The following is a 26,022-nucleotide window of genomic DNA, read 5'->3' on the forward strand; positions in this document are numbered from 1 at the left end:
CCCCACTGTTCCCCGTGATTCTCCGCAGGATCTGGCACACATCTGGCACGTCCGACCACTCCGGGCTGAGAGTCTGAGCCTGTGACAGATGACGAGGTTGTCGAGGCGTTGCGGGTCGTAGCGCGGACGGGGGGCGGCTACGGAGACTGCGGTTCGCTCCCCGGCGTCACCTGGAGCACCGACCGGTTCACCCCAGACCATCCTTGAAGATCCGTGTCCAGAATCTCGTTCAAGGTGATCAGAGCCTCCTCCGCAACCCGCGCCGTCTCCTCGCCGGACGCCTTGCGGTACTGCATCTCCTGCTTAAGCCGCTGTACCCGGGCGAGGACCGAGGAGCGCAGCTGCCACAACTCCTGGTCCCTGAAGAGGTTGTTCTTCGCAGCCACGATGCCGGAGACCCCGGCCAGGGCGGTGCTGGATATCCCGAACCACGGATATTTCCACGCTGCGCTAGCGACCCCGAGGACCGCGATCACGGCGTTCAGCGCGGCGATGAGCGTGATCACCCGGTCCACCCTGGTCCGCGATATCACCCGTAACCGAGCGAACTCGTTCTCGTACCAGGCGACGTAGTGCGAGACGACGACGAAGGGATCGGCCTCCACGGGCGGATCGGGCGGTGTGCGCATTCCGGCGGACCTGAACGAGATGGGCCACCACCTGGAATCCCTGTACCCATGCTCCGGCTCACGCGATGGCATCGATGCGCCCCCTCGCCGTCCAGTGTGCGAGCTGACCCGCCAAAGACGCCGCACCTACGACAAGGGTGCCGAGTCAGGAGCGCATTCGTCTCGTACCACTGCCAGTTCTCCGGGTACAGGCATAACCCTTCCAGTGTGGCAGATCATCGCCGGGGGCCCAGGCCACAGAAGGGTAAGGGCGGTCACCTGTGGGTGCCGACTGTCGGCGTTGGTCGGCTTCGGACGGCCCAGGGACGGCCCAGGGCTCAGTCAGCGAAGCGCCGCCGCCTGTCATTCCAGCTGCACGGGAGCGACGGGGAGCTGTTCCCTGTAGGGCCACGTAAAGGTGCGGTCCGGTTCGAGGTGTGCGTCTCCCCAGTGGATGGCATGGATGCCGTTTTCGACGTCGGCCGTGAAGAACACACAGACCAGCCTGGTGGAAGCTCCTAGCTCCTCGAACGCCTCGTGCAGCCCCAGGTACTCCTCGGTCGCCAGGTCCTCATCGACGTCGAACAGGCCTTCTGGAGGCTGCGGCCCGTGCGCCCGGAACAGCCGATGCCGGGTGGGCGACGCGTTGGCCGGCAGCCGAGCTCGATCCAGTGGCCTCGGCCTGTCCGCGTACCGGAACGGGAAGAGCGCGTGATCGTTGATCACGGCGTACTCGTATCCGCGCACGTCTCTCACGGCTTCCCCTAGCTGCCGCGCCGTCTCCGCCAGGTTCTCGCGCACCACGCCTACGAGCGCGAGGCCGTACGGACTCCGCTTCTTCAGACCCGCAGCGAGGTGCGCGGCATGAGCCTTCCCGTGCGCCTTGGCCAGTTGCACCGGAACCGCAGCAGTAAGCGCGCCCGCATGCCGCCCAAACCGCTCGACGGCCCAGGCCGACGGCCCCACCGGATAGCCACCCAACACCGACATGCAGTGCTCCCCTCCCCCCGGTCATGCCCTCTGAACTGTGTGACACGTACACGAAGGGCGCACAAGGGGGCGATCTGGCCAGGACGCGGCCGTTAACACTCGTTCTTTCCGCGACCCAAAGACGGCCAGCGAGGCGCTGACGGCTGGAGAAGTGGCCTCATGGCGTGGAGTGCAACCTCTAGATCACCGAATCCGCCTACGGGGCGCAACGATTCGTGATGGAATGCGTATGCTGGCGCGGCCGATCCACCAAAACGAATGGCGTAGAAGTGAGTGGACCCACTGCAGACAATCTAGACAAAGATCAACTCGACCAGCTTCATGCAGCTACACTAAAGGCCTCTGAGGCCTGCCTTGAACTGAAGAAGCTTTGCGCACTAATCCTTGTCCCGGTCGGCACCATCATCACTTCATTTGGCGACAAAAGGCCAGGGCCCTCATTGTTTCTTGCCGCGGTCTTAGTGATCATCGCTTTCTGGGTGGCAGACAGCTTTAGTTATTATTACCAACGGAAGCTCAGGGGGGCAATGACCGAGATCTGGCAGCGCAGGGCGAATCGCTGCACCCACCTTGCGCCGGGGTCCTCGTAGAGTGACCCGCCTACGATTCCAACGTCAGGTGCCGTGTCTGCCTGGCGCGCAGCCTTCAATGCTTCGATGGCGTACTATGCCATTCTTGGTGGGCTGTCTGCTCTGGCGGCGTGGGCCTATGCGGTCGGTTGGCTTGATGGGTAGGAATGCCTATGCGTTATTTCGTCAGCTATGCAAGGCGCGACAATAACGTTGAGCGCCTATGCGAGATAAGGGCACTCCTCGGCGGTTCGGACTGCACATATGTAGACGACCTGGAGGTGCACGATCCAAGCACTGACAGAACCCGCGCTGTAGTTGACGCGCTAGAATGCGCGGAAACTTTCATCGCCGTTTATTCCGAACATTACCTGATGACGGAGTGGACACGATGGGAATTTGAATCTGCGCTGCATATGGGCATCGAGGTGGCGGCACTACTCCCGAATAACCGATTCGCGAGGCCCAGTGATCCCCAGTGGCCGTGGCCCAGACGCGTTCCACATGCGAGGAACGCCGCCGCCCGTGAGGTCGGCGGAGCCTCAATGACCGAGTCAAGCCCTCGACAGTCTTGAAAACCCGCTGTGGCAGCTATATCACCATGTTCAGATCCCACACACCGCGTGATCAGCAGTGAGAGCGGCCCCTGACCTGGGTGAATGGTCGGGGGCCCTCTGGGGGTCCGGCTATCGAGGCTCCCCGACAAGGTCAGTCGTGCTTTGCTTCGGATATGTTCGAGCCGTCCTCCGCGTCCTGGATCGGTACGCCAGACTGAAGCTTGATCTGGTCAACCATCCAGGTCATGACCTTCGACAGTGCTTCGTCGAAGCCACGGATCAAGTCAGCGAGGTCCTCGGGAGACAGCGGAGCGAAGGTTGGCGTGTGCTTCCCACGAGTGAACCGCATCGTCTGCCAACTCCCCCGCTCGTCAGGCGCGGCGGCATCAATCGACCATGCGCCATGTACGTAACCGTGCCTCCGAGTGAAGAGGCGCGTGCACTCCCCAAGGATCATCTGAAGCTCCGAACGCCTCGCTGAGGATACGTCTGGACGCTCCTTCGCGATGTCGCCGATCAGCTTGATGACTCTGCTGCTGTTCTCTCCATTGATCCAGTGCGCTGCATAAGGCGTCTCAACTAGTTGAGTGGCGAGCATCTGCAACCGCATCTCCAGGTAGGCCGCCATCGAAACCATCTGCCCGACAAGCTGAAACATGGCTCGTTCGTGGTAGTCACTCTGATCGTTCGTCATCCATGCATTTTGAGCGTCTAGGGCCCCAACGCGCCTGGGTTTTCTTCAGCCCGCCACTTACCCCAGCTCCCATCCCGTCCGCCGTCGACCCACACCGTGGAGTGGGCGTGGTTCATGGCGTCCAGGTGGAGCGCGCCACTGTACGAACGACCTGGACGCCATGGGCCGCGTCTGTTCGGCTCTGCCTGGGTCGACGGTGGTCGGGATGGGAGCTCCCTGCGCACGCCACTTCGGACCTGCGGTCGGGTACGGCGCGCCCTCCATCCCGGTGTCGGCTGATCCCCCGCCGGAGGCATCGTTCTGACCGTGGCCTGCCCGTCTAGGGCTCTACCGTCCGGGCCGTAACATGCTTGCGGCCCCAGGGGCCAGGCCCGGCGCCGAAGGCGCAGAGGGCCAGGCTCAAGGGGCCAGCCCGCGTTTTGCGCGGGCCCTTGGCGTCATCAGGGCGCAGGCAGATCACATCGGTCCAGAGCACCGACAGGCGCACGTTGCCGTCCAACAGGTTGATTGCGACGTCTACCTCGGCGTCTTCCCCGGTGGCATCGGTGACGTTCAAGTCCTGATCGCTGCTGTAGGCGCTCATGAAGCTGAGCATGCCTGGGGCCCGGCCTGGAGTTGAGGACCGGGCAGTCAAGCGGTCTGCTAGCCGGTGTGGGGCTTGAACTTGGCTGCACAAGGCGGCAATTCAGTGCCCCGTCGCTGTGTCAGCGGTAGGAAGATCACAGGCCGGATCGTCCAGGTGATGCGGGTGTGGGCCTGGGTGAGCATTACTGCGCAGGGCCCAGCGCGCAGCAATGCCTTCCTCGTCGCGATACGTCCGTCGTACAGCCACTCCGAGGCTTCCTGTGAGGCGTCGGCGTCCAATGCCGGTGAGATCGTGCGCAGTGCGACCGCTACCCATCTGTCGGCCTGCGGTGCCGAGTACGCGTCGAAGGATGCCCACAGGGCCGGCCGCTTCTCCTGGACGGGGTCTTCGGTCCAGCACTCACACCAGTAGCCCCGCTGCGGCTTGTCCATCAGCACGGGTAATCCCCGACCCCGGGATCTGGGGCGTCCCCGAGGGCTTCCGCTTCTACTATCTCCGCCACACCGGACACACGTTCTCGACCCGCTCGGGTGCCACCCTCAAGGACACGATGGTCCGTGCCGGCCAGTCGTCCGAGAAGGCGGCGCTGATCTACCAGCACTCCGACGACGACCGACAGCAGGAAGTTGCTGCCGGGCTCGACGCGACCGTACGCAGGGCGCGCCAGGAAGCTGCTGGTGTGCCGGATGATCAACCGGGCACGGCGGATGATCAGCGTTCTGGCACGAATCTGGCACGCGACCGCTAATCACCACGCACAGCAAAAAGGCCCGGGTCTCTGACCTGGGCCTTCTTCATGGAGCGGGTGACGAGAATCGAACTCGCACTCTCAGCTTGGGAAGCTGATGTTCTACCACTAAACTACACCCGCGCGAGACGCCGGACGGGCCGGTGTCGAGACGCACTGTCACCTTACCTCATGCCAGGCCCCCGGCGCTGAAGCCGTGGGGCCTGAGTGCGTCTCAGGGGTGGGACGGGGCTGCGGGGGAAGGGAGTTGGGGCGTACGGTGGAGGCGTGGAAGAGGGTCCGGGCGGGACCGGAGTGCCGCCTGGAGGGCCGTCCCACCCATCCCGTAATGTGGCATTTGTCGTCAGGTGAGCAGTAGCCCGACGCGGCTCTTGGGGAAGGGACTCTAGGACTTGATGGAGCGCACCGTCGTCCGTTGTGCCGATGGGCACGTGTTCAGTACCGCTTCGTTCCCGATGCAGCAGGCCGAGCGCCTCGGCCCCGGACGGCTCGTCCGCTGTCCGCGCTGTGCCCGGCTCAGAAGCGTCGTTCCGGTGGCCTTGGAGAAGCACTAGAAGGACAAGAAAGCGCTGTGAGCAGTACCGGGCGCGCGGACCGTCCGATTGTGGTCGGTCCGCGCGCCTTGCGTATCCTCGGGACGTGCTTCTCTCAGACAAGGACATCCGGACCGAGATCGACGCCGGGCGCGTGCGGATCGATCCCTACGACGAATCCATGGTGCAGCCGTCCAGCATCGACGTACGGCTGGACCGGTACTTCCGGGTGTTCGAGAACCACCGGTACCCCCACATCGACCCGTCCGTCGAGCAGTCCGACCTGACGCGGCTGGTGGAGCCGGAGGGCGACGAGCCGTTCATCCTGCACCCGGGTGAGTTCGTGCTCGCCTCCACCTACGAGGTCATCACGCTGCCCGACGACCTCGCCTCCCGCCTGGAGGGCAAGTCCTCCCTCGGGCGCCTCGGGCTCGTCACCCACTCCACGGCCGGTTTCATCGACCCCGGCTTCTCCGGGCACGTGACCCTCGAGCTCTCCAACCTGGCCACGCTCCCCATCAAGCTGTGGCCCGGGATGAAGATCGGCCAGCTGTGCATGTTCCGGCTCTCCTCGCCGGCCGACTTCCCCTACGGCAGCGAGCGCTACGGCTCCCGCTACCAGGGCCAGCGCGGTCCGACCGCCTCCCGGTCCTTCCTCAACTTCCACCGGACCCAGGTATGAGCGCCTCCGCCGCCCGCGAGAACCTCACCTACGAGGCGTTCGGCACCGCCGTCCGCGAGCTCGCGCAGACCATCGCCGACGACGGCTACGAGCCCGACATCGTGCTCTCCATCGCCCGCGGCGGAGTCTTCGTCGCCGGTGGTCTCGCCTACGCGCTGGACTGCAAGAACATCCACCTGGTGAACGTCGAGTTCTACACCGGCGTGGGGACCACCCTCGACATGCCCGTCATGCTCGCGCCCGTCCCCAACGCGATCGACTTCTCCTCCAAGAAGGTCCTGATCACCGACGACGTCGCCGACACCGGCAAGACCCTCAAGCTGGTCCGCGACTTCTGCCTCGACACGGTCGCCGAGGTCCGCTCCGCGGTCATCTACGAGAAGACCCAGTCCCTGGTGAAGTGCGAGTACGTCTGGAAGCGCACGGACGACTGGATCAACTTCCCGTGGAGCGTTTTGCCTGTAGTACGTAAGTCGGGGGAGCCGGTCGTGCCCTCGAAGGAGGCGCTATAGATTCGCTCACTCGTTCGGCGTCGCGGAGGGTGTTCCTGTAGTTGTCGGCGGCGACCGATATGCTTCTGCCGTCCACTTCCGGTCCATCCCGAGCTTCGGACCTAAGAGCCGAAGACCCCCAGTACGCCAGGGGTTAGCACGACCGGACTGGAAGTGTGACATGGCAGATCTGCGAAAGCCGGATGAGCCGGACCGCGGTGATGGACGGGGCCCCACAAAGGCCGAGATCCTGATCGCGATCCTCTCGGTGATCACGGCGCTCGCAGGCTGTGTGGAGCAGCTGGCGCGCTAGCGCGCCGACGATGAGCTGTGAGCCGGACGATGGCAGGACCTAGAAAAGCGGGCCCGGCCGTTACCTAGTCGGCCGGACCCGCTCAACGACTCCACGCGTGGGCTCGGCTCTGGTGGCTAGACCGGAGCCGAGCCCCTCTGCTTGGAGCCCGCTTACGTCCTATGCGGTGCCACTTTTCGACTGTGTCAGTAGCAGTGGACTATTAACCTCACAGGTCTATAGCCCAGACTATAGCCCTTGGTTGTGTCTGGTCCTAGCGGGCCCTCTGTGGTATCCGTCGGACCTAGACTGTGGACTGACCTGGACAAACGTCGTTTCCCACAGTGTGGAACTTGTGAATTTACCTGACCCCCCAACGGGGTACGTCGTTTGTCTCGTCTCCTCTGGCGGCGACTCACCGGCCCTTGATCGCTTCAGCAACACCAACCCCCAGCTCCCATCCCGTCTGCCGTCGGCCCACACACCGTGGAGCGGGCGTGGTTCATGGCGTCCAGGTGGAGCGCGCCACTGTACGAACGACCTGGACGCCATGGGCCGCGTCTGCTCGGCTCTGCCTGGGTCGATGGCAGACGGGATGGGAGCTCCCCCGCGCACGCCACCATTCGGCCGGCACTCGCGAACGGCGCCCCGTCCATCTCGGAGCCTGAGCGCCCCCGCCGGAGGCTCGTTCTGACCGTGGCCGTTGTGTGTCCAGGTTCTACCCAGGGCCGTAACTTGCTTGCGGCCCCAGGGGCCAGGCCCGGCGCCGAAGGCGCAGAGGGCCAGGCCCAAGGGGCCAGCCCGCGCTTGCGCGGGCCCTTGATGAGGTAGAGAAACCTGTAACAGCTCGCGCAGGCCTACGCGTCGAAGTCGTACTCCAGGATGTAAGAGGCGGCATCGAGCGTCATTTCGTTGATCTCGACGGGGCGGCCCTCGTCCGCGAACGCGGTCCGGCAAATGAGGATGACCGGCGTACCTGCGGAGATGCTCAACTGTTCCGCCTCATGCTTCGTGGGCATGCGGGAGCGGATCTCCTCGCGGAAGTGCACTGGCTTGTACCCAAGTTCAGCAAGACGGGCATAGGTCCCGCCGGGTCCCGTGTCTTCCTGAGTGATCGCCGACCCGGCCACCACCGAGGTGGGGAGATAGCTCGTCGCGAGAAGGACGGGCTTCTCATCCAGGACGAACCGCCTCCGCCGTACGCACACGGTGTCGTCGGCGCCCAGGTCCAATACCTGTCCGATGCGTTCCGGTGCTTCTTCTTCGGACACCGCCACCTGATCCACGACAAGCGTGCGGTTCTCGATGTCGGCAGACCAGATGGACCGGCCGCTGCCCCACTGCTCTTGCGCGAGTCGCTGGATGCCGCGGCGCCGGAGGGGGCGGAAAGATCGCACGAAGACACCGGCACCCTTGCGGGACTCGGCGATGCCCTCGTCCTTCAACACGCTCAAGGCCTGGCGAGCCGTCATGCGGGCCACGCCATGGGTGGCCATGAGGTCGTTCTCTCCCGGAAGCCGATCACCGGGACCGTACTCGCCCGACCGGATCGCCTCGCGTAGAGAGTCCGCAATCCGCTGGTACTTCGGCCGACGGTCGTCGTCGGTGGTGGTCATTCGGGAGCCCTCCCTTCTTCTCTAGACAGCCTAGGCCATGTATGCCACGCCTGCCCTCTCGTGTAGCCGCGATCCCGCTCCCTCAACATCTCTATACAGATTCCCTTGACGTCTCTAGAGACGTGTGGCCTACTGGAACATGTCTAGAGAGGTTGCGAACGGCGACCTCCATGAACTGAGGGATGTGCTCATGCCGTCGTTCAAGGTCGACACTTCGTCCGCGTTGGTGTTCGTCGCGACCGCGCCGGAGCCGAAGATGGTCAACAAGAAGACCGGTGAGCGGGCCGTGGACCGGGAGACCAACGCGAGCCTTTCGACCGTGGGTCTGCTGGTCTCGGATGAGGGGGAGGGCAACCTCTACCAGGTGACCGTGCCGGAGACGGGTCTCCCCGAGGGTCTGGCGCCGGGTATGCCGGTCAAGGTCATCGGCCTGAAGGCCCGTGACTGGGAGAACGAGTTCAACGGCCAGAAGCGGCACGGGATCTCGTTCCGCGCGGTCGCGATCACCCCGGTGGCCTGATCATGGCTGACTGGACGGTGTGGCTGGAGGCCACGGGAGCCGCGTCGGCGGCAGGCGGTCTCGGGTACGCGAAGTACCGGGCGCCGCGCGTGTACTGGTCGCTGGTCGGTCTGCCCGCTACCTGGGGCCGGTTCTCCTACTCGTACCGCTCGACGATGGACGTGTGCGGGCTGACGGTGCAGCCGTCCGGCCTGCGGGCGTTCATGGCGCGCAACGTGGCCCGTCGTGAGGTGCAGCCGGTAGCGCCGAAGATCCGCCGGATACGGCCCACCTCGACCGGGCTGCGGGTGAGCCTGCGGCTTCCGGCCGGTCTGGAGCCTGCCGACGTGATCGCCTCGACGGAGCGGCTTCGGCACGCCTGGGGTGTGCACGCGGTGCGCGTCGTGGTCGTCAAGCCGGGCGTCGTCGAACTGCGGATGACCGGGTATGACGTGCTGCGCCGGGTGCGGATGCCGCGCAAGGCCCAGCCTCACGACATGGCCGTCCCGGTCGCGCTGCGCGATGACGGGACCGCGTTCGAGCGGGACTACCGCAAGGTCCCCATGGCGCTCACGCTGGGAGCCAACTTCTCCGGCAAGTCCATGTATCAGCGCAACCTGATCAACGGGCTGGCTCAACTGCCGGTCGCGCTGGTGGGGATGGACTGCAAGCGCGGGGTGGAACAGTCCGCCTACGCGCCCCGCCTGTCCGCTCTGGCGACCAACCCGGATGATGCCGCCTCGCTGGCCGATGTGCTGGTGGCGGAGATGGAAGACCGCTTCGACCTGCTGAACCTGCACGGCGCCTCGGACATCTGGGAACTCCCCGAGGACCTGCGGCCTGCGCCGGTCGTGGTGCTGGTCGACGAGATCGCCGAACTGTTCCTGATCTCCCGCAAGGAGGACGAGGACCGCCGCACACGGATCGTCACGGCGTTGATCCGTCTCGCGCAGATGGCTCGCGCGGTCGGCATCTACCTGGAGATCTGCGGGCAGCGCTTCGGCTCAGACCTGGGCAAGGGCGCCACCATGCTCCGCGCTCAGCTCACGGGCCGGGTGGTGCACCGGGTCAACGACAAGGAGACGGCTGAGATGGGGCTGAAGGACGTGGCCCCGACCGCGGTCCCGACCGCCTGTGTGATCCCCGCGAACCGGCCCGGTACGGCCGTGGCCACGGATGCGGACGGCGGCTGGTGCAAGATCCGCACACCGCAGATCTCCCGCGACAAGGTCGCAGCGACCTGCCGGGACTTCGAGCACCTGGTGCCTGACCTGCCGTTCCTCGCCCCGTTCCGGCCCCACGTTCCCGCCCCGGCCGTCGACGCTCCATCGCTGGTCAAGTGAAGGGAGGCACGGATCATGACCCGACTTCTGCGCCCTGACGCCGTGCTGATCCAGGCTGTGATCGCCGGTGCGCTGTCCTTCGCCCATCTGCACGACCTTGCCGAAGCCGCCGGGCAATCTGGCTGGAAGGCCTGGGCCTATCCGATCTCGGTTGATCTGCTGCTGGTCGCCGCCTGGCGTCGGCTGCGTTCGGCTCGCCGGGACCGATCCGCCTGGACCTGGTTCACGATCGCCCTGTTCGCCTCGCTGGGCGCGAACATCGCCACCGCCGGGCTCCTAGATCTGGCGAACGTGCCCGCCTGGCTGCGCATCCTCGTCGCTGGCTGGCCCGCGCTCGCCTTCCTCGGTGGCACCCTCCTCGTGCACTCGCCGACTGAACCGGCAGCTCCCGCACAGGCTGTGGACGATCCGGCGGCGCTGGACGTCGACATGCAGCGCGACGACGAACCCGTCCCGGCCCCGGTGCCGGAACTGGCACCCGCCGCACCCGAGGTCCCCCCGGCCGATGTGCCCGCGGTTCCGGTCGCGTTGCTGGATCACGCGCGGAAGATCGCCGACGCACACCGCGCTTCCACCGGATCGCCGATGCCCGCTGACGCTCTGTCGGCCCGGCTCCAACTGCCCGCCCCTATGGCGGGTGCCATCGCCGCTCAACTCCAACTCACCTGATCTGAAGGGACGTTCGCCCGTGACCGCCTATCGCCGCTTCCGTGACCGGCGCCGCTTCGGCCCCGTGCAGGTCGGCACGTACTACGACGGCCGTGGCCGTGAGAAGCACACCGCGGCGTGCACCGCGCCGGGCTGCGGCTTCTCCGCCGACTACACCGACCGCTCCGCCGCCGAACTCGCCGCCCAGACCCACCGCTGCAAGGCCTGAAAGGGAGACCCCGTCATGGACGTTCCGCTCTGGCTCGCCGTGATCGTCGTCGGCTACCTCGGCATCAAGCTCACCCGCCCACCGATCTGGCTGGTGGTCCTGCTCCTGCTCGGCGGCTACCTCGTCGCCGGAAGCTTCCTCGGCCCCACCGTCGACTCCCTCGTCAAGTAACCCCGGCCCGAAGGGACATCACCCGTGTTCACCCCGAAGTACCCGCCCCAGGACACCGCCCCGCCGGCCAACACCATGCCGCTCCCGGCGTCCGACCTCCCCGCCCCGGCGGCCCCCGCCGCCCCGGCCCTGGCCCCGGTCTCCTCGAACCGGCCGGTCGTCCAGCTCACCCCCGGCAGCGCGCTCGCCCTCGCCGCGGGCGGCGGCGCCGTGGTCCTCGTCGTCGGCGCGGTCCTCGTCTCCATGCTCCTCGCGGTCGCCATCACCGGCATGTCGGTGGCCGTGTGCGCGCTCGTCATCCGCTCGATCCTCAACTCCGAAAGGAACCGCTGACATGGGCTTCTTCAGCAACCCCGAGAAGGCTGACCGCGATCTGACTCAGCACATGCTCGCCGACATCGCGGTCGACCTGAGGTCCGGACCGGTCGACGACTTCACGGCCGTGGTCGCCGGATCGCTGCTGGCCACCGCGAACGCTCAGGGCCTCGTCGACGACTGCGGCGACACCGACGCCTACCCGCCGCGCGGGCACGGCTACTCCCGCCGCTAAACGGCCCCCGGGGCGGCCTCGGTCGCCAAACTTCCGCCGCCCCGGGCGCCTGGACCACTTCCAGATCCAAAGGACCCGAAAGGGAAGTCTCATCATGCCCCAGCACGCCCTGAACACGCCCGTCTGCCGCGACTGCGACGGCTTCCCCGCCGTCGCCATCACCACCGGCACCCGCAACGACGACGGCACCCGCGCCACCCTCACCGTCACCTGCTCCACCTGCAAGGGCACCGGCCGCAGCACCGCCGCCGCCCTCATCCGGGCCGGGAGGTGACGGGCATGTTCCGCAAGCTCCCCGCCGACCTCACCCCGACCGAGGAAAGCCCCGGCCTGCGCGTCAAGGCCGCCACCAAGCACAGCCGCTCTCAGGGCGACTACGTCTGCGGCGGCTGTGGTGCCGAGGACCACGCCAACGGCAACGCGGACGTCAAGGCCCTGGTCGACGACTACACCGCCCACCACGGACCCGCCCACCGAGGTAGCCGCTGATGACCGACACCGCCACCATGGCGGGCCTGGACCCGGCCACCCTCGCCGACGTGCTGAGGCTGGCCGGGTCTGACGGCTTCGACCGCATCCAAGACCAGATCCGCCGCACCGGCGGCTGCTCCGACCCCATCCACCTGCAAGGCACGACGGTCACCCGCGACGCTACCTCCGGACAGGTCCTGCACACCTACTCGACTGACACCGAGCCCGGCGGACGCCTGCGGATCGCATGCGGCAACCGGCGGGCCTCCCGCTGCCCCGCCTGCGCCTGGACCTACGCCGGAGACACCTACCACCTCATCCGCGCCGGACTCGTCGGCGACCCCGCCAAAGGCACCCCACACACGATCCGGGACCATCCCCGGGTCTTCGCCACCCTCACCGCACCCTCGTTCGGCCCGGTCCACAACCGGCCCGACACCGGCCGCTGCCGCTGCGGCGTACGCCACCCCGAGGACGCCCCCGAGCTGGGCACCCCGCTGAACCCGGCGACCTACGACTACGCGGGCGCGGTGCTGTGGAACAACCACGCCTCCGAGCTGTGGCGCTACTTCACGATCTACCTGCGCCGTGAGATCGCCAAGCGGGCCGGGCTCACGCAGAAGGACGCGAAGGAACAGTCCCGGATCTCCTTCGGCAAGGTCGCTGAGTACCAGAAGCGCGGGGCCGTGCACTTCCATGCCGTGATCCGCTTCGACGGACCGGACGGGCCGGACTCCCCGCCCCCAGCCTGGGGCACCCTCGAACTCCTCACCGGAGCGATCCGCGCCGCCCGCAAGCGCGTTGCCGTCGACGTCCCCGCGGCCTCCTATCGGCCGGACCCCGACCAGCCTGCCCGCGTCGAACCGGCCCGCACCCTGCGCTGGGGCGTCAAGCTCGATGTCCAGCCCATCAAAGCCTTCGGCGACGGCGAGGACGTCACCGAACAGAAGGTCGCCGCCTACGTCGCCAAGTACGCCACCAAAGCAGCCGAGACCACCGGCACCGTTGATCGCCGGATCGGCAACAAGGAAGCGCTGGTCCTGCTCGACGTGCCCGACCACCCCGCCCGGCTGATCGCGGCCTGCCTCGACCTGCACCCGTTCTATCCGGACCGGAAGCTGCGGGACTGGGCCCACATGCTCGGCTTCCGCGGCCACTTCTCCACCAAGTCCCGCCGCTACTCCACCACGTTGGGCGCCCTCCGCCAGACCCGCGCCGACTACCGCGCCGCCCAGCAACGCGAAGCCCTCGGCCTGCCCGACCCCGACGACAACCCGGAGGCCACCACGCTCACCCTCGCCCACTGGTCCTACGCCGGACACGGCCACACCCCCGGCGAATCCTGGCTCGCCGCCAACATCCGCCGCGACCTCCAACACAACCGGGAAGCCGCACGCGAAGCCCTCGCCGACCTGAATGGAGGTGATCTCGATGACTCGCACTGCTGAGAAGACGCCCCGCAAGACCGTGATGACGAAGGACGAGTGGATCGCACAGCATCTCCGACGTGCCCCGGTGAGGGACGAAGAGTGGGTGCAGCGCCTCCTCGTCCTGCAAGGCAAGGCCTAGTCATGGTCCCCAAGATCGCGGTCTATACGCGAATCTCTCGGGATGACGAGGGCGACGGCCTCGGGGTCACGCGGCAACGCGAGGATTGTGAACGCTTGACGGACCTCCGGGGCTGGGCCGTGGCAAGAATCTATGAGGACAACGACGTGTCGGCGTACAAGCGGAACGTGCGGCGGCCTGAGTTCGAGCTGATGCTGAGCGACCTGGCGGACGGGCTGATTGACGGGGTCGTGGCCTATGACCTTGATCGGCTCGCGCGTCAGCCGAAAGACCTTGAGCGGCTCATCGACATGTACGACGGGCGCAAGCGGCTTGTGTTCGCCACGGTCACCAATGACGTGAACCTGGGGACGGCGGATGGTCGCACGATGGCCCGAGTCATGGTGGCGTTCGCCAACAAGTCGTCGCACGACGCGTCCCGCCGTATCCAGCGCAAGCACCTCGAACTCGCGCGACAAGGGAAGCCCAGCGGTGGCCCAGCTCCTTACGGGTGGCTCAAGGGCGGGCGCAAGGTCGACCCCGTCGCCGCCGAGCACATCCGCGCTGCCCAGAAAGAGCTACTCGCTGGCGTACGGATCGGAACCATCCGAACGGACTGGCAGCGTCGGGGGATCGGCCACACCCGCGAGGGGACTACCCGGCTCCCTCATCACCTCGTGGAACACATGCTGACCAACCCTAGGTTGTGCGGATACCGCACCTATCACGGTGAAGTCCTCCTCGACGACGACGGGCTATCAGTCATCGGCGAATGGGAAACCATCAACACCGTTGAGGAGTGGGAGGCCGTGTGCGCCGTGGTCTTGGAGCGCAAGCAGAAGTACCCTGGCCGCTCCCTCGCCCGGAAGTATCTGCTCTCCGGAATCGCTCGCTGCGGGCTCTGCCACGCCAAGATCCGAGGCCAGGTCAATAGGCGTCGTAAGCCGGGCTCAACCGGGCCCAAGTTCAGCTATCAGTGCTCCGTCGTCAATGGTGGCTGCGGAGGGGTCGGCCGTGCCGGGGAAGCCGTCGATGAATTCGTCATCAGTCTCGTCCTGGCTGAGCAGCGTGAACGAGCTGCGAGCAGTACTGTCGAAGAGGCCGAACCGTGGTCGAATGCCTCCGAGTTGGCCGACGTCGAGGCGGACATCGCTGCCCTGACACAGGCCGCGAAGGCTAAAGAGATCACCGTGTCCACGCTGCTCCAACTGCTACCGGACCTGGAGCGTCGGCGCGATGAGCTGAAGGTGGAACGAGCGCGCTTCAGTAAGAAGCGTCAGCAAGCGGTGTCCCTGCACGTCGATACCGTCGAAGACTTCTTGGCGCTCCCCCTCGAGCGTCAACAAGCCTTGATCTTGCACAGCCTCTCGGCAGTCTTGATCCACCCCGCCGGGAGGGGACGGCGCAAGTTCGACCCCAGCTTGATCGAACCGGTGTGGCGTTGACCTGATTCACGACCACTGACCACGGACGCGGGGCTGTGCATCTGCCAGCCTCGCGTCCTTGCGTTCTGCATCAGTACCGATCAGCCGGGCGTGACGCTGACCTGCGTATATAGGGAGTCGACGACTACCCTCATTCAGTCAAGTACGCCTGGAGCGTTCTGCCTCCGGTGCACAGGTCGGGCGAGGCGCCCAAGGGCAACCGCGAAGCAGTCTGAGTCGGGAGTTCTCCCTCAGCTCCTGCGGGGGTATCCCGTGCCGGGACCGGCACCGTCGCCGTGTGCAGTTCCTCGGCGGTCTCCCGCACCAGCACTCGATCGTCCCGGACCAGGACCCACGCCGGGAAAGGGCCCTCGACGCAGGTCGAGGGCCCTTTCCGTGGTGGGGTGAGGCGGCGGGTTACCGTGCCGCGTAGCCGAAGCGGTCGCCCGCTGCCGGGAGGCCGCCCGTGCCGGGCTGGTACGTGGTCACCGGGGCGACCGTGCCGCCCGCGGTGACGTTGGACAGGGGCAGGGCGTACAGGGTGCCGTAGGTGGACGGGCCCAGGGGCAGGCCGACGTACAGCTTGGTGCCCGTGTAGTGGATGCTCGTGCCGAGCTGCTGGTTGGCGCCGGGGGCCGTGGGGATGCCGTCGCCGTCGCCCGCCTCCAGCCAACGGTCGTTGGCGCCGGGGGCGCCCAGGAGCGAGAACGTGTGCACCGCGCCCGCGTTGTCCGCCGTGTCGATGGCCTCGTTGGGCACGCCCACGGCCAGCTTCATCGTCGCCGTGGTGCTCACCGCGCGCGGTGCCGTGTTGATCGCGGTCAGGGCCGCGCCCATCCGGTCCCCCGCCTCCGCGGTGCCGGTCACGTCGTCGTCGCCGGTGCCCTGCGAGATGGTGTTGAGCTGGCTGAAGGTGCCCGCGGCGGTGATGCGGAAGGTCATCGCGTTGCCCGCGTCGGCCTTGGCGACGCCGTCGATGTCGAGGTCCTCACCGGGGGCGCCGACCGCGAGGATCGAGTCGGTGGCACTGGTCGCACCGGAGGGCCGGTACGGGGCGATGGCCAGGGAGTAGCCGAACTGGTCGCCCGCCTCGGCGCCGCCGGCCACGGTGTCCAGGTCCTGGTCGAGGCCGAACTTCGGAGTGGGCAGGCCCGCCGAGGTCAGGGTGTGGCTGAAGACCGCCAGGTTGCCCGCGCCCGCGTCGGCGCCGATGGTCTCACCGGGCGCACCGACGGCGAAGAAGTTGGCGTCGGCCGCGACCGCGCTGCCGAAGCCGTCGTTCGCCTCCGCCGCGCCGGGCACGTCGGTGCTGTCCTGGTGGAAGACGGCGTTGGTGCTGGGACGGATGTAGAAGGCGGCGCCGGCCTTGGCCTTGCCGCTCACGGTCTCGCCCGGCGCACCGCTGACCACGAACGGCTCGCCCGCGGCGGTGGCGCCCGCGGCGATGGAGTCGCCGAAGCGGTCGCCGGCCTGGATGACGGATCCGGCCAGGGCGCCGGTGCCGGAGGCCTCCTCGAAGTGGACGTTCTTCACCGCGCCGGTGCCGAGGCCGCCCGGGGCGCCGTGCAGGATGTCGATCATGCCGGCGTCGGCCACCGAGCCGAGGTCCTCGGCCGGGGTGCCCACGACCAGATCGGTGCAGCCGTCCTCGTTCCAGTCGACGGTGGACAGGGACTCGCCGAACCAGTCGCTGGCCTCGGCGGCTCCGGGAACCCAGTCGAGGTCCTGGTTGATCTCGGCGGTGCCCTTGCCGCCGCCGTAGACGATCCGGATCAGGCCGGCCGCGCCGACGCCGCCGACGGTCGCGCGCGGGTCGGAGATCGCGATGTCCTCGACGCCGTCGCAGTTGAAGTCGGTGACGCGGACCGCGCCGGTGGTGGCGCTCACCCAGGAGCCGAGGTCGTCCACGCGGGCGGCGATCCCGCCGGTACGGGTCTCGCTCGCGTCGATGCCGTAACAACCGCCCTGGTACGACTGGCTGGCCAGGGCGGCGAGCTGGGCGGTTCCGCCCGTGCCGCGGACCAGGGGGCCGCCGGTGTCACCCATGCACGCGGCCACGCCGTTCTTGCCGGTGACGGTGGCCGTGGTGGCGGCGGACGAGTCGACCGAGAAGCCGCCGGTGTGGAGGCTGAGCGGCGCCCATTCGGTGGCGGTGCGGCCGTAGCCGGCGAGGGTGAGGGTCTCACCGGCGGTGGGCGCGGCGGTGGCCAGGGCGATCGGCGTGACGTTGGTGACCGGGCGGTTCAGACGGGCCAGGACGGCGTCGCGGTCGGTGCGCGGGACCAGCTGGACGATCTGGCGGGCGGCGCCGGCCGTGCCGGTCAGGTCGGAGCGGCCGATGACCGCGGTGGTCCTGGTGGCCGGCTTGCCCGCGGGCACGGTGAGGCCGGCGGCGGGGTCGGCGACGAAGCAACTGGCCGCGGTCAGCAGCCACTCGCGGTCGACGAGGACGCCCGAGCAGCCGCGGTCGTTCTCGCCGACGGTGATCTGGGCCGTGTAGGCGTAGGTGGTGTCGGCCGAGCCGACGGCGGGGCCGCTCACGGCGGCGGCGGGGCCCGCCGCGAGCACGGCGGAGCCGAGGGTCAGCGTGGCGGCCAGCGCGGTGAGGCGCGCGGGTCTGGCGTGTGTCATGAAGTCGGTTCCCTGGTGGGTGGTGGCGGATCGGGCAGACGAGCTCGGCCAAGGCGCTACTTGGCGGTGCGGAGCTCCAGGAGCGTCCACTCGCGGGCCTGTTCGTCCGCGCTCTCGCCCACCGGGGTCCAGGTGTTCTTGGCGATGTCGTACGACTGCTGCTCGCTGCCGACCGTCATGTCGGCCTCGGTGCTGTAGTCGTTGCCGCGGATGAGGTAGACCGAGGGCAGCTCCAGCGTCAGCCAGCCCGAGGTGCCCTTGACGTCGAAGCAGACCTTGCTCTTGTCGCGCGCCTGGACCTCCAGCTGCCCGGTGCCGCTCGTGCAGTCCGCGAGCGTGATGTGGCCGTCCCCGCGCTTGAGCAGGATCTTCTTCTCGGCCAGGATCTTGTCCGCCTGCGGGTAGTTGAAGTTCTCGACGGCGTAACCGGGGGCTTCGCCGGCCACCGGGGCCGTCGCGCCGGAAGCGCCACCGCTCCCGGTCACCGCGGCCCATGCCAGGGCCCCGGCGGTCAGGGCGGCCGCGGCGGTGCCCATGAGTCTTCTTCGATACCTCGACGGCATGCGAAAACGTCCCTTCATCACATTCCTCATTCCGGGCGGGGAATGGTGGATAACGCATTTCGCGCACGGGTGTGAAGGCACGCCTCGGATAAATGCAGTCCCCCACTCCCGGCGATGAAATGGCCCCCTGACCATCCGCCGGAAAACTGCTTGAGCGGCTATGCAACCCCGCGTTCGGGAACCTGTCCACTTCGTGAACTCCCCCAAATGGGACGAGTGTTGACAGTAGCGGGTGAGGTCCCTCACGTTCGTAAAGGGTTGTACGGGCGCTTATTGAGAAAGGATAACGAAAATGCTGGGAGGATGCGCGATAAGTCGGGCATAGGGGTCGGCCGAGATGAATGCGGGGCATGAATTGAGTAGGAAAAATGTAAGGTGCAGTTAAAGACTGACGAGTTAGCGCGGGGGGGCGTGTGATGGCGTACGCAAATGTGTCACTTCTTTCGGCCCCCGTGCTCGGCGAGGGAGAAACACGTTGAGTGGCAGATTGCGGACCGCGCCGGCATGGCGCGGCTCCGTGGCGGCGCTGATAGCCCTGGTGATGGTCCTGGGCATCGATCTGCGCCCCGCCGCGGCTGAGGACACGGCACCGGCGTACAGCCGGGCCGACGTCCTCATCGAGTGGGAGCACGGCGGCGAGGGCGTCCGGCGCGAGGCCGAGGCGGCGCTGCTGGGTTCGATCGACGACGTCCAGACGTTCATGGATCAGGACCTGCCGGCCGCGCAGCTCGAGGACCTGCGGGTCGAGGTCGCGCAGATCATGGCCATCGGCGGCCCGTCGGTGCGCGAGGGAGCCAACACCGCGCTGGGCGGCGGTGAGACGGAGCTCCAGGCCTTCCTGGACGACGGCTACATCGCGGCCTACGAGGAGGACCAGCGGGTCCAGGCCGCGCAGGTCATGGCCTTCGGCGGTCCGGGCGTGAAGAAGGCGGCCAACACGGCGCTGAACGGCACGGCCGACGACGTGAGCGCGTTCTTGACCACCGGGCAGTACAAGGCGCGCGCCGACGACAACCGGGTCAAGGTCGGCAGGCTGCTGTACACGGGCGGCCCGAACGTGAAGCTGCTCGCGGGACAGGCCCTGGACGGCACGGACGAGGACGTACAGCAGTTCCTCGACGACGGCTGGGCGGTGGCGGCCGCGCGTGACCAGGAGACGATCACCGTCGCGCAGCTCGCCGACCTCGCCGACACGGCGCAGAAGCGGGCCAAGGAACTGACCGAGACCGCCAAGGAGGAGGCCGCCAAGGCGGCGAAGGCCACCCAGGCGGCAAAGGCCGCGGCGCAGGAAGCGGCAGCCGAGGCGCAGGAGTCGAAGGAGTCGGCGGGCCGGGCGGCCGCGGCCGCCTCCCGTGCGGCGGCCGCCGCCGACCGGGCCGCGCAGGCGGCGCGTACGGCGGTCTCCGCGGCGGCGGCGGCGAACGCGACGGCGCGCATGGCGGCCTCTGCGGCCGCGCAGGCGGCCTACGCCGCCGGTCAGGCCGGCGGTGCCGCGAGCGCGGCGAGGGCCGCAGCCGGTGCCGCTGCCGGTGACGCGTCACGAGCCGCCGCGGCCCGTAAGGCCGCGGACAAGGCGAACGCCGCCGCCGCGGGCGCCCGCAAGGCGGCCGACGCTGCCGACCAGGCCGGTATCGCCGCCGAGCAGGCGGCCACCGCGGCAGGTGCCGCGGCCAGCGCCGGGGCGAACGCGGCGGCTGCCGCTGCCGCCGCCGCGGACGCCGGCCGGTGGGCCGGAGAGGCGGGCGCCAAGGGCGAGGAGGCGGCCGCCGCGGCCGCCAAGGCCAAGCGGCTCGCCGACCAGGCCAGTCGCGCCGCCGCCTCCGCGCAGTCCAACGCCCGGCAGGCCGCCACGGCCGCCCGGCAGTCGCGTGACGCGGCCAACGAGACCGCGGCGCACGCCGAGGCCGCGGCGATCGCCGCGAACAAGGCCGCGGACGCCGCTGGTCAGGCAGTGGACGCGGCCAAGGCGTCCACCGACGCGGCCAACGCGGCCACCGAGGCCGCGAACCGTGCGATGACGGCCGCCGAGCAGGCCTCGACCGTGGTGGAGCTGGCCCGCAAGGCCGACACCGAGCGGCTGGCGCAGCAGCAGGACGAGGCGGTCCTGGCCGCCGAGGAGGCCGCCGAGGCTCACGACGAGAAGGTCGCCGCCTCCCAGTGGGAGATCGGCAAGGCCCAGGAACTCGGCGCGCAGACGGAGCAGTTGGTCACCGAGGCGGCCGCCGCCACCGATCTCTCGGTCACCGCGGCCAAGGGACGCCGGGCCGCGGTCAACCTGCTGAGCAGCGGCGGGACCTGGGTGAAGGACGCCGCTGAGGACGCGCTCGCCGGCAGCGACGACGACGTGGCCGACTTCGTCCGCGTCCGGCTGGCCGTCGCGATGGAACAGGACGACCGCGCGAGCGTCGGCCACATCGCCACGACCTCCACGATCCCGGCGCAGCGGCAGGCCGCGCTGGACGTGCTGGACAAGCCGATCGGCGAGGTGCGGGCCTGGCTGCGCACCCGTGCCTACCCGGGCAAGGAGGACGACGACCGGGTCGCCGTCGGCAAGATCGCCGCCGAGGGCGGTCCGGGCGTGAAGGCCGCGGCGAGCCGGGCCCTGGACGGCACCGCCGCCGACCTGGCGGCGTTCCTGGAGACCGGGCAGTACGCGGCCCAGGAGGACGACGACCGCGTCGCGGTCAGCGAGGCACTCGCCGAAGGCGGCCCCGAGGTGCGGGCCGCGGCCCAGGCCGTGCTGTCGGGTCCCGCGTCCGGGCTGCGGCCCTTCCTGGAGATCGGCCTCCACCAGGCGCGGCAGCGGGACGCCAACGCGGCCGCCCACCTCGCCGAGGTCAACATCCTGCTCCAGGCCGCCTACAAGTCGGCGGCGCTCGCGCAGAAGGACGCCGCGGACGCGCAGAAGGTGGCCGCCCAGGCCCGCAAGGACGCCGCCAAGGCCACCGAATGGGCCACCGCGGCCGATGACGCGGCCAAGCGGGCCAACACGTACGCCGAACAGGCCGACAAGTCCGCCGACCAGGCGGAGGCCTCCGCCGCCGAGGCGGCCGAGTCCGCGAGGAAGGCACGCAACGCGGCCGCCTCGGCGCAGGCGGACGCACGCTCGGCGGCCCGCTCGGCGGAACGCGCCCAGCACTCCGCCGCCATCGCCTACGGCTACTCCCTGGAGGCCAACAACTCCGCCTACCAGGCCGGTCTGTCCAAGCTGGCGGCCGAGGCCGACTCCGCCGCCGCCGCGAAGGCGGCCGGCGAGGCGATGAAGACCGCGGCCGATCTGCTGGTCGCGGAGCTGAAGAAGCAGATCCAGGACGAGGCGAAGCTGGAGACCAGCAAGCCGCTCAGCGACAACGAGCTGCGCGCCGCCCTCGAGCGGCGGCTGGTGGACTACCGCTCCATCGTCCTGGAGAACGGGGACCTGAAGCCGGGCGAGACGATGCTGGTCTGCGGCGGTGACGGCGCGGGCGGCATGGGCTGCATCACCAGCACCACGCTCGACCGCCTGATCGCCTGGTACATCGGTGCCGACGAGATCGAGGACTGTCTCCAGAACAAGAAGCCCTCGTGTCTGTCGGGTCTCGCCCTCAGCGCCCTCAAGCTCAAGTTCCTGAAGAAGCTGCACTGCGGGAAGGCCAGCTTCGTGCCGGGCACCCGGGTGCTGATGGTCGGCGGCCGTACCGAGGAGATCGAGGACGTCCGGATCGGCGACCGGGTCGTCTCGACCGACCCGCGGACGGGCCGCACCGAGGCGAAGCGGGTCCGCGCGACCATCGACAGCACCGGACGCAAGAACCTGGTCGAGGTCCCGGTCACCGGTCCCGACGGCCGGTCCACGGGCTCGGTGGTCGCCACCGACAACCATCCGTTCTGGGCGGGCGGTGACCGGGGCACCTGGGTCGACGCGGGGGACCTCACGTCCGGCTCCGTGCTGCGCACCGACTCCGGCGCCGCCGCGACGGTGGGCGCGAGCCGGGCGTGGGCCGCGGAGGAGCAGCGGGTCCACAACATGACCGTCGCCGACTTCAACACGTACTACGTGCTGGCGGGCGACACCCCTGTCCTGGTGCACAACGCGAGCTGCCCGATCGGGTTCACGGCGGACACGGTGGGGGACGTCTTCACCGGGATGAACAAGGGGGGCGGCCACGCCATCCGGCACCTCATCGAGCAGGGGGTCATCCCCAAAAAGGGCAGCGTCGCCTCTCAGCTCAAGTACTTCCAGGACAACTACTCGCAGGTCCTGACGGCGCCGGACAAGACGTTCCCGTGGAAGACCGGCAACACTCAGGCCAGGGCCTTTGTCAAGAGGATCAACGGTCAGGTGGTGGCGATCATCGTGGCGACGGAAGGGCCGTACCAAGGCAAGATGATCACCGGGATGCTGCCGAATCTGAAGAAACTACGGGAGTGGGGCATGCTGTGAGTTCGCTCAAGGACGCGATCACCTGGAGTGGTCCCGCGGTCGTCATCCTCTTCACCCTCGGGCGGGTCGAAACCCCCCTGGACGGGGCCGAGTTCGAGATCTCCGGCGTGCGTCCGCAGGAGATCGAGCGCTTCGAGATGTCCGCCGAGCCCCAGGAGAGGCGAGCGACGGTCCTGGAGTACGACCTCACGGTCGCGGAGCAGAGCCTGGACGACCCGGAGTTCCCCGGCCGTCTGCGGGAGTGCCTGCGCAGGGCCGCCGCGCACGCCGACGGCATCGCCTGGCTGACGTTCGAGGGGGCCTTCCACTTCGACCACCTCTTCACGTCCGACATCGCGCGCCAGGTGTACGGCTACTGCGTGGCCGGCGGTGAGCCCGTGGTCGTCTGGGAGCACGAGACGCTGGAGAGCGAGCGCTGGACGCGTGAGATCGGCGAGGTGCGGTCGGCTCTCGACCGCGACTTCCCGGCCTGACGGCACACGAAGGGCTCCCGGTGATCACCGGGAGCCCTTCGTCGTGATGACGCCGCGAGCACGGGGGCCTAGAAGGTCCCCAGCTTCACGATCGACAGCAGGGCGATCAGCTGGATCGCCGAGGCGCCCAGGGCCTTCGGCCAGGGGAGGTCGTGGGACTTGGAGACCATCAGGGTGAGGAGCGCGCCGGCCGCCACCCAGGTGGCCCAGCCCAGGAGCTGGACGAAGCCCGCGTCGCCGCCGAAGAACATGGCCACGATCAGGCGGGGCGCGTCCGTGAGGGACATGATCAGCATGGAGAGGCCGACCGTCGGCTGCCAGGCGCCGTCGCCGCCGAGCTGGCGGGCCAGGGCGTGGGTGACGACGCCCAGGACGAAGGCGGACAGGGCCATCGCGACGGCGGTCGTGAGGACGATCGGGATCGCGTTCGACAGGGTCGCGTTGATCGCGTCCTTGCGGGCGTCCTCGAAGCCGAAGACCGCGAGCAGGCCGTAGAGGAACGTCACGACGAGGGCCGGGCCCCACATCGAGTAGTCCCGCATCCGGAGGAAGGTCTGCTGGGGCGAGAGCACGATGCCCTTCAGCAGCTCCTTCCAGTGCAGACGGGGGCCGATGGGGCCCGCCGGGGCCGAGCCGGCACGGTAGGTGCCGCCCTGGTTGTAGGGGTCCTCGCCGACCGAGAACGCCTGGGTGTGGCCCGGGTTGTTCGCCGCGTACGGGTCATGGCCGCCCTGCGGGTGCGGGGCGCCGCCGCCGTCGCCGAAGTACTCCGGCTCGTCGTAGCCCCGGCCGCCGCCCTGGGTCCACTGCCCCGGGTGGGGCTGCGGCGCGGGGGGATAGCCGTACGACGGCTGTCCCTGGGGCGCCTGCTGCTGCCCGTAGGGAGGTTGTTGCGGTCGCGCGTGAGGAGCGCCGTTGTCCCGGCCCCGTCCGATCCTGAATCCAGCCACGCCTTCGAACGTACCTGGTCCCAGGGAGCCGCGTGCCCGGCCCGGCGTCTCGGGGACGGCTTTGCTGCCGAGCTGTGACATCCCTTACGGGGAATCCCTGAAGGCCTCGCGGGGAATCCCCCGAGGTCACGGGGATTCCCCGAAGTGGGCGGCCACTGCGCGGCTATTGCAGCATTCCGCTGATCACGCCGTCCGCGGGGGCCGAGGTCACGCCCGTCGTCGTCACGCCCGACGCGGTGCCCCGCAGCCGCAGTGAGCCCGTCTGGCCCGTGACGAACAGGTCCGCGTGACCGTCGCGGTCGGTGTCGCGCAGGCGGACCGTGGCGCCGAAGAAGTCGTCCGGCTCCAACGCGCCCGGAATTCCGGCCGAGTTGCGGGCGAACGCCTGGGAACCCGTGCCGGTCAGGCCGGACGAGCGGCCGTACAGGACGTGGACCATGCCCGCGTACTCGTTGCCGTCGAGCGCCTCGCCGTACGCGCCGACCGCGAGGTCCTGGTAGCCGTCGCCGTTCACGTCACCGGCCGAGACGCTGTCGCCGAAGTGGTCGTACGCCTCCGCCGTGCCCGCCACTCCGCCGGTGTTCTGGGTGATCCGGGCGGACGTGCCGGGGCCGGACGAGGAGCCGTACCAGACGGACACCCGGCCCTGGTAACCGCCGTACAGGGACGTGCCGATGGCGATGTCGCCGTAGCCGTCGTGGTTGAAGTCGGCGATGACGCCGTCGCCGCCGCGGTCCGCGCTGCCCCCGCCGCCCGACTGGGACTCCAGGCGCAGGGTCCTGCCGGAGGAGAGGGTGGTGCCGCCCTTGACGAACCAGGCCTCCGACCAGATCTCCCGGGTGTTGACGGCGTCGCCGATCACGACGAGGTCGGTCTTGCCGTCGCCGTTCACCTTGCCCGCGATCACGGCCGTGGCCGAGAAGGGGGACGCGGACTTGTCGACGGTGGAGACCGTGCCGTGCACGCCGGTGCGGTTGATCGCGCCGCGGTAGACGTACGCCTTGCCGCCCGCGACGACCGCCAGGTCCTTCTTGCCGTCGCCGTTGAAGTCGCCGACGGCCAGGTCGCCGCCCATGTAGGCGTACGACGTCCTCGCCCTGGCCGGGATCGACGTGCCGCCCGACAGGCCGTTCCTGCTGCCCCACAGGATCGTGACCGTCCCCTGGTCGGCGCGGCCGTCGACGTCCTCGCCGGGGGCGCCGACCGCGAGGTCGCCGTAGCCGTCGGCGTTGAAGTCGGCGGCGGCACGGACCGCGCCGAACATGTCGTCCCTCTCGTCGCTGCCGGGGACGCCGGAGCTGGACTGGCTGACGAACTGGGTCCTCGTGCCCGGGCCGCTCGCCGTGCCGAAGGTGATCCGGACGCCGCCGCCCTTGGTGTTCCCGTCCCCGCTCGCCGCGTAGTCGCGGTAGCCGTCGCCGTTGAAGTCGTCGGAGTGCTTGGCGACGGCGGCGGAGGCGGGGGCGGCGAGGAACAGCGGGGTGAGGCCCGTCGCCAGAAGGGTGGTGGTCAGGGCGGCGGCGGTGCTTCTGCGCATGGAGGGGTCCTCCCGTGGCTGGGGTGGGGGGACCGCACGTGTTCTCCGGGGAGCGGTTCACGGCTCACCTCGGGCCCACAGCGCGGTCGGCGATCATGAGACCGCTGCCGTAAGGCAAGGGTTGTACGTGAGTTCGGTCATTTTCGTGCGGCCCCTTCGTGCGTGCGCCGGCCCCTCGCCGCACTGTGGCGAGCGC

General features: G+C 68.7%; 28 protein-coding genes, 1 tRNA gene and 1 pseudogene. 19 read left to right on the forward strand and 11 right to left on the reverse strand.

Features of this window, described 5'->3' with window-relative positions:
• Positions 1–137: 137 nt before the first annotated feature.
• A complete protein-coding gene (locus AQJ54_RS30455; RefSeq protein WP_159055563.1) occupies positions 138–629 on the reverse strand; it encodes a hypothetical protein in 492 nt (163 codons plus the stop codon).
• A 342-nt stretch (positions 630–971) separates the two neighbouring features.
• Entirely contained in the window at positions 972–1,598 is a 627-nt protein-coding gene (locus AQJ54_RS30460; RefSeq protein ID WP_062242547.1) for a hypothetical protein, read from the reverse strand.
• 742 nt (positions 1,599–2,340) lie between these two features.
• On the opposite strand from AQJ54_RS30460, the gene AQJ54_RS47840 reads away from it, so the two are divergent.
• On the forward strand, positions 2,341–2,742 hold the full coding sequence (locus tag AQJ54_RS47840; protein ID WP_159055564.1) for a toll/interleukin-1 receptor domain-containing protein: 402 nt from the start codon (positions 2,341–2,343) through the stop codon (positions 2,740–2,742).
• Between the two features lie 133 nt (positions 2,743–2,875).
• Here the strand turns inward: AQJ54_RS47840 and AQJ54_RS30465 are convergent, their stop codons facing one another.
• The 3 genes from AQJ54_RS30465 to AQJ54_RS30475 all read right to left on the reverse strand — a co-directional run bounded on the left by AQJ54_RS30465 (position 2,876) and on the right by AQJ54_RS30475 (position 4,435).
• A complete protein-coding gene (locus AQJ54_RS30465) occupies positions 2,876–3,418 on the reverse strand; it encodes a hypothetical protein (protein ID WP_159055565.1) in 543 nt (180 codons plus the stop codon).
• A gap of 319 nt (positions 3,419–3,737) precedes the next feature.
• Positions 3,738–4,001 (reverse strand): hypothetical protein, encoded by a 264-nt coding sequence (locus AQJ54_RS30470; RefSeq protein ID WP_169808254.1) that lies wholly within the window; start codon positions 3,999–4,001, stop codon positions 3,738–3,740.
• Positions 4,002–4,060: 59 nt separating this feature from the next.
• On the reverse strand, positions 4,061–4,435 hold the full coding sequence (locus tag AQJ54_RS30475; RefSeq protein WP_062243031.1) for a hypothetical protein: 375 nt from the start codon (positions 4,433–4,435) through the stop codon (positions 4,061–4,063).
• Between the two features lie 32 nt (positions 4,436–4,467).
• Here AQJ54_RS30475 and AQJ54_RS30480 point away from each other — a divergent pair.
• Positions 4,468–4,752, forward strand: a pseudogene (locus AQJ54_RS30480) (tyrosine-type recombinase/integrase); the annotation flags it as partial.
• Between the two features lie 49 nt (positions 4,753–4,801).
• On the opposite strand, the gene AQJ54_RS30485 reads toward AQJ54_RS30480, so the two are convergent.
• Positions 4,802–4,875: transfer RNA gene (locus tag AQJ54_RS30485), tRNA-Gly, on the reverse strand.
• A gap of 516 nt (positions 4,876–5,391) precedes the next feature.
• Between AQJ54_RS30485 and dcd the strand changes: the two genes are divergently transcribed.
• The 3 genes from dcd (at position 5,392) to AQJ54_RS47450 (ending at position 6,771) form a co-directional block, all read left to right on the forward strand.
• Positions 5,392–5,967, forward strand: coding sequence for a dCTP deaminase (dcd, locus tag AQJ54_RS30490; protein ID WP_062025921.1), 576 nt, complete (start codon positions 5,392–5,394; stop codon positions 5,965–5,967).
• Positions 5,964–6,479, forward strand: a complete 516-nt coding sequence (locus tag AQJ54_RS30495; protein ID WP_062242555.1) for a phosphoribosyltransferase — start codon at positions 5,964–5,966, stop codon at positions 6,477–6,479. Before dcd ends, AQJ54_RS30495 begins: the two co-directional genes overlap by 4 nt.
• Positions 6,480–6,639: 160 nt before the next feature.
• Positions 6,640–6,771: a hypothetical protein gene (locus AQJ54_RS47450; protein WP_282959639.1), complete on the forward strand. Its 132-nt coding sequence runs from the start codon at positions 6,640–6,642 to the stop codon at positions 6,769–6,771.
• 836 nt (positions 6,772–7,607) lie between these two features.
• Here AQJ54_RS47450 and AQJ54_RS30500 read toward each other — a convergent pair.
• On the reverse strand, positions 7,608–8,366 hold the full coding sequence (locus AQJ54_RS30500) for a GntR family transcriptional regulator (protein WP_062242559.1): 759 nt from the start codon (positions 8,364–8,366) through the stop codon (positions 7,608–7,610).
• A 190-nt stretch (positions 8,367–8,556) separates the two neighbouring features.
• Between AQJ54_RS30500 and AQJ54_RS30505 the strand changes: the two genes are divergently transcribed.
• The 12 genes from AQJ54_RS30505 (at position 8,557) to AQJ54_RS30550 (ending at position 15,270) form a co-directional block, all read left to right on the forward strand.
• The gene (locus tag AQJ54_RS30505) at positions 8,557–8,886 is read left to right on the forward strand and encodes an SCO3933 family regulatory protein (RefSeq protein ID WP_062243035.1); all 330 of its coding nucleotides are present in this window, start codon (positions 8,557–8,559) and stop codon (positions 8,884–8,886) included.
• Positions 8,887–8,888: 2 nt separating this feature from the next.
• On the forward strand, positions 8,889–10,208 hold the full coding sequence (locus AQJ54_RS30510; RefSeq protein WP_062242561.1) for an FtsK/SpoIIIE domain-containing protein: 1,320 nt from the start codon (positions 8,889–8,891) through the stop codon (positions 10,206–10,208).
• Between the two features lie 15 nt (positions 10,209–10,223).
• On the forward strand, positions 10,224–10,877 hold the full coding sequence (locus tag AQJ54_RS30515) for a DUF2637 domain-containing protein (RefSeq protein ID WP_062242564.1): 654 nt from the start codon (positions 10,224–10,226) through the stop codon (positions 10,875–10,877).
• 19 nt (positions 10,878–10,896) lie between these two features.
• Complete coding sequence (locus AQJ54_RS30520) at positions 10,897–11,085, forward strand: mobile element transfer protein (protein ID WP_062242567.1); 189 nt, start codon at positions 10,897–10,899, stop codon at positions 11,083–11,085.
• 15 nt (positions 11,086–11,100) lie between these two features.
• Positions 11,101–11,256, forward strand: a complete 156-nt coding sequence (locus AQJ54_RS46205; protein WP_169808255.1) for a hypothetical protein — start codon at positions 11,101–11,103, stop codon at positions 11,254–11,256.
• A 24-nt stretch (positions 11,257–11,280) separates the two neighbouring features.
• Entirely contained in the window at positions 11,281–11,589 is a 309-nt protein-coding gene (locus AQJ54_RS30525) for a hypothetical protein (protein ID WP_062242570.1), read from the forward strand.
• A 1-nt stretch (position 11,590) separates the two neighbouring features.
• Positions 11,591–11,806, forward strand: a complete 216-nt coding sequence (locus tag AQJ54_RS30530) for a hypothetical protein (protein WP_062242572.1) — start codon at positions 11,591–11,593, stop codon at positions 11,804–11,806.
• 94 nt (positions 11,807–11,900) lie between these two features.
• Positions 11,901–12,080 (forward strand): hypothetical protein, encoded by a 180-nt coding sequence (locus AQJ54_RS30535; RefSeq protein ID WP_062242575.1) that lies wholly within the window; start codon positions 11,901–11,903, stop codon positions 12,078–12,080.
• Between the two features lie 5 nt (positions 12,081–12,085).
• The gene (locus AQJ54_RS30540) at positions 12,086–12,295 is read left to right on the forward strand and encodes a hypothetical protein (protein WP_062242578.1); all 210 of its coding nucleotides are present in this window, start codon (positions 12,086–12,088) and stop codon (positions 12,293–12,295) included.
• The gene (gene repSA, locus AQJ54_RS30545; protein WP_062242582.1) at positions 12,295–13,725 is read left to right on the forward strand and encodes a replication initiator protein RepSA; all 1,431 of its coding nucleotides are present in this window, start codon (positions 12,295–12,297) and stop codon (positions 13,723–13,725) included. Before AQJ54_RS30540 ends, repSA begins: the two co-directional genes overlap by 1 nt.
• On the forward strand, positions 13,709–13,846 hold the full coding sequence (locus AQJ54_RS45770; protein WP_159055566.1) for a hypothetical protein: 138 nt from the start codon (positions 13,709–13,711) through the stop codon (positions 13,844–13,846). Before repSA ends, AQJ54_RS45770 begins: the two co-directional genes overlap by 17 nt.
• Positions 13,847–13,848: 2 nt before the next feature.
• Complete coding sequence (locus AQJ54_RS30550) at positions 13,849–15,270, forward strand: recombinase family protein (RefSeq protein ID WP_062242585.1); 1,422 nt, start codon at positions 13,849–13,851, stop codon at positions 15,268–15,270.
• A gap of 396 nt (positions 15,271–15,666) precedes the next feature.
• Here the strand turns inward: AQJ54_RS30550 and AQJ54_RS30555 are convergent, their stop codons facing one another.
• Together AQJ54_RS30555 and AQJ54_RS30560 are read right to left on the reverse strand one after the other, a co-directional pair.
• A complete protein-coding gene (locus AQJ54_RS30555) occupies positions 15,667–17,880 on the reverse strand; it encodes a S1 family peptidase (protein WP_062242588.1) in 2,214 nt (737 codons plus the stop codon).
• 56 nt (positions 17,881–17,936) lie between these two features.
• On the reverse strand, positions 17,937–18,416 hold the full coding sequence (locus tag AQJ54_RS30560; RefSeq protein ID WP_243659500.1) for a hypothetical protein: 480 nt from the start codon (positions 18,414–18,416) through the stop codon (positions 17,937–17,939).
• 502 nt (positions 18,417–18,918) lie between these two features.
• Here AQJ54_RS30560 and AQJ54_RS30565 point away from each other — a divergent pair.
• A complete protein-coding gene (locus AQJ54_RS30565; RefSeq protein WP_248845464.1) occupies positions 18,919–22,866 on the forward strand; it encodes a polymorphic toxin-type HINT domain-containing protein in 3,948 nt (1,315 codons plus the stop codon).
• Positions 22,863–23,339, forward strand: coding sequence for a hypothetical protein (locus AQJ54_RS30570; protein ID WP_062242591.1), 477 nt, complete (start codon positions 22,863–22,865; stop codon positions 23,337–23,339). The genes AQJ54_RS30565 and AQJ54_RS30570 overlap by 4 nt, the downstream gene beginning before the upstream one ends.
• Positions 23,340–23,407: 68 nt before the next feature.
• On the opposite strand, the gene AQJ54_RS30575 is transcribed toward AQJ54_RS30570, so the two are convergent.
• Together AQJ54_RS30575 and AQJ54_RS30580 are read right to left on the reverse strand one after the other, a co-directional pair.
• Complete coding sequence (locus tag AQJ54_RS30575; protein ID WP_062242594.1) at positions 23,408–24,370, reverse strand: Yip1 family protein; 963 nt, start codon at positions 24,368–24,370, stop codon at positions 23,408–23,410.
• 82 nt (positions 24,371–24,452) lie between these two features.
• Positions 24,453–25,826, reverse strand: coding sequence for an FG-GAP and VCBS repeat-containing protein (locus AQJ54_RS30580; protein WP_062242596.1), 1,374 nt, complete (start codon positions 25,824–25,826; stop codon positions 24,453–24,455).
• Positions 25,827–26,022: the final 196 nt, after the last annotated feature.

It is taken from the genome of Streptomyces griseorubiginosus, assembly GCF_001514195.1.
In the GTDB taxonomy this organism is placed as follows: domain Bacteria; phylum Actinomycetota; class Actinomycetes; order Streptomycetales; family Streptomycetaceae; genus Streptomyces; species Streptomyces griseorubiginosus.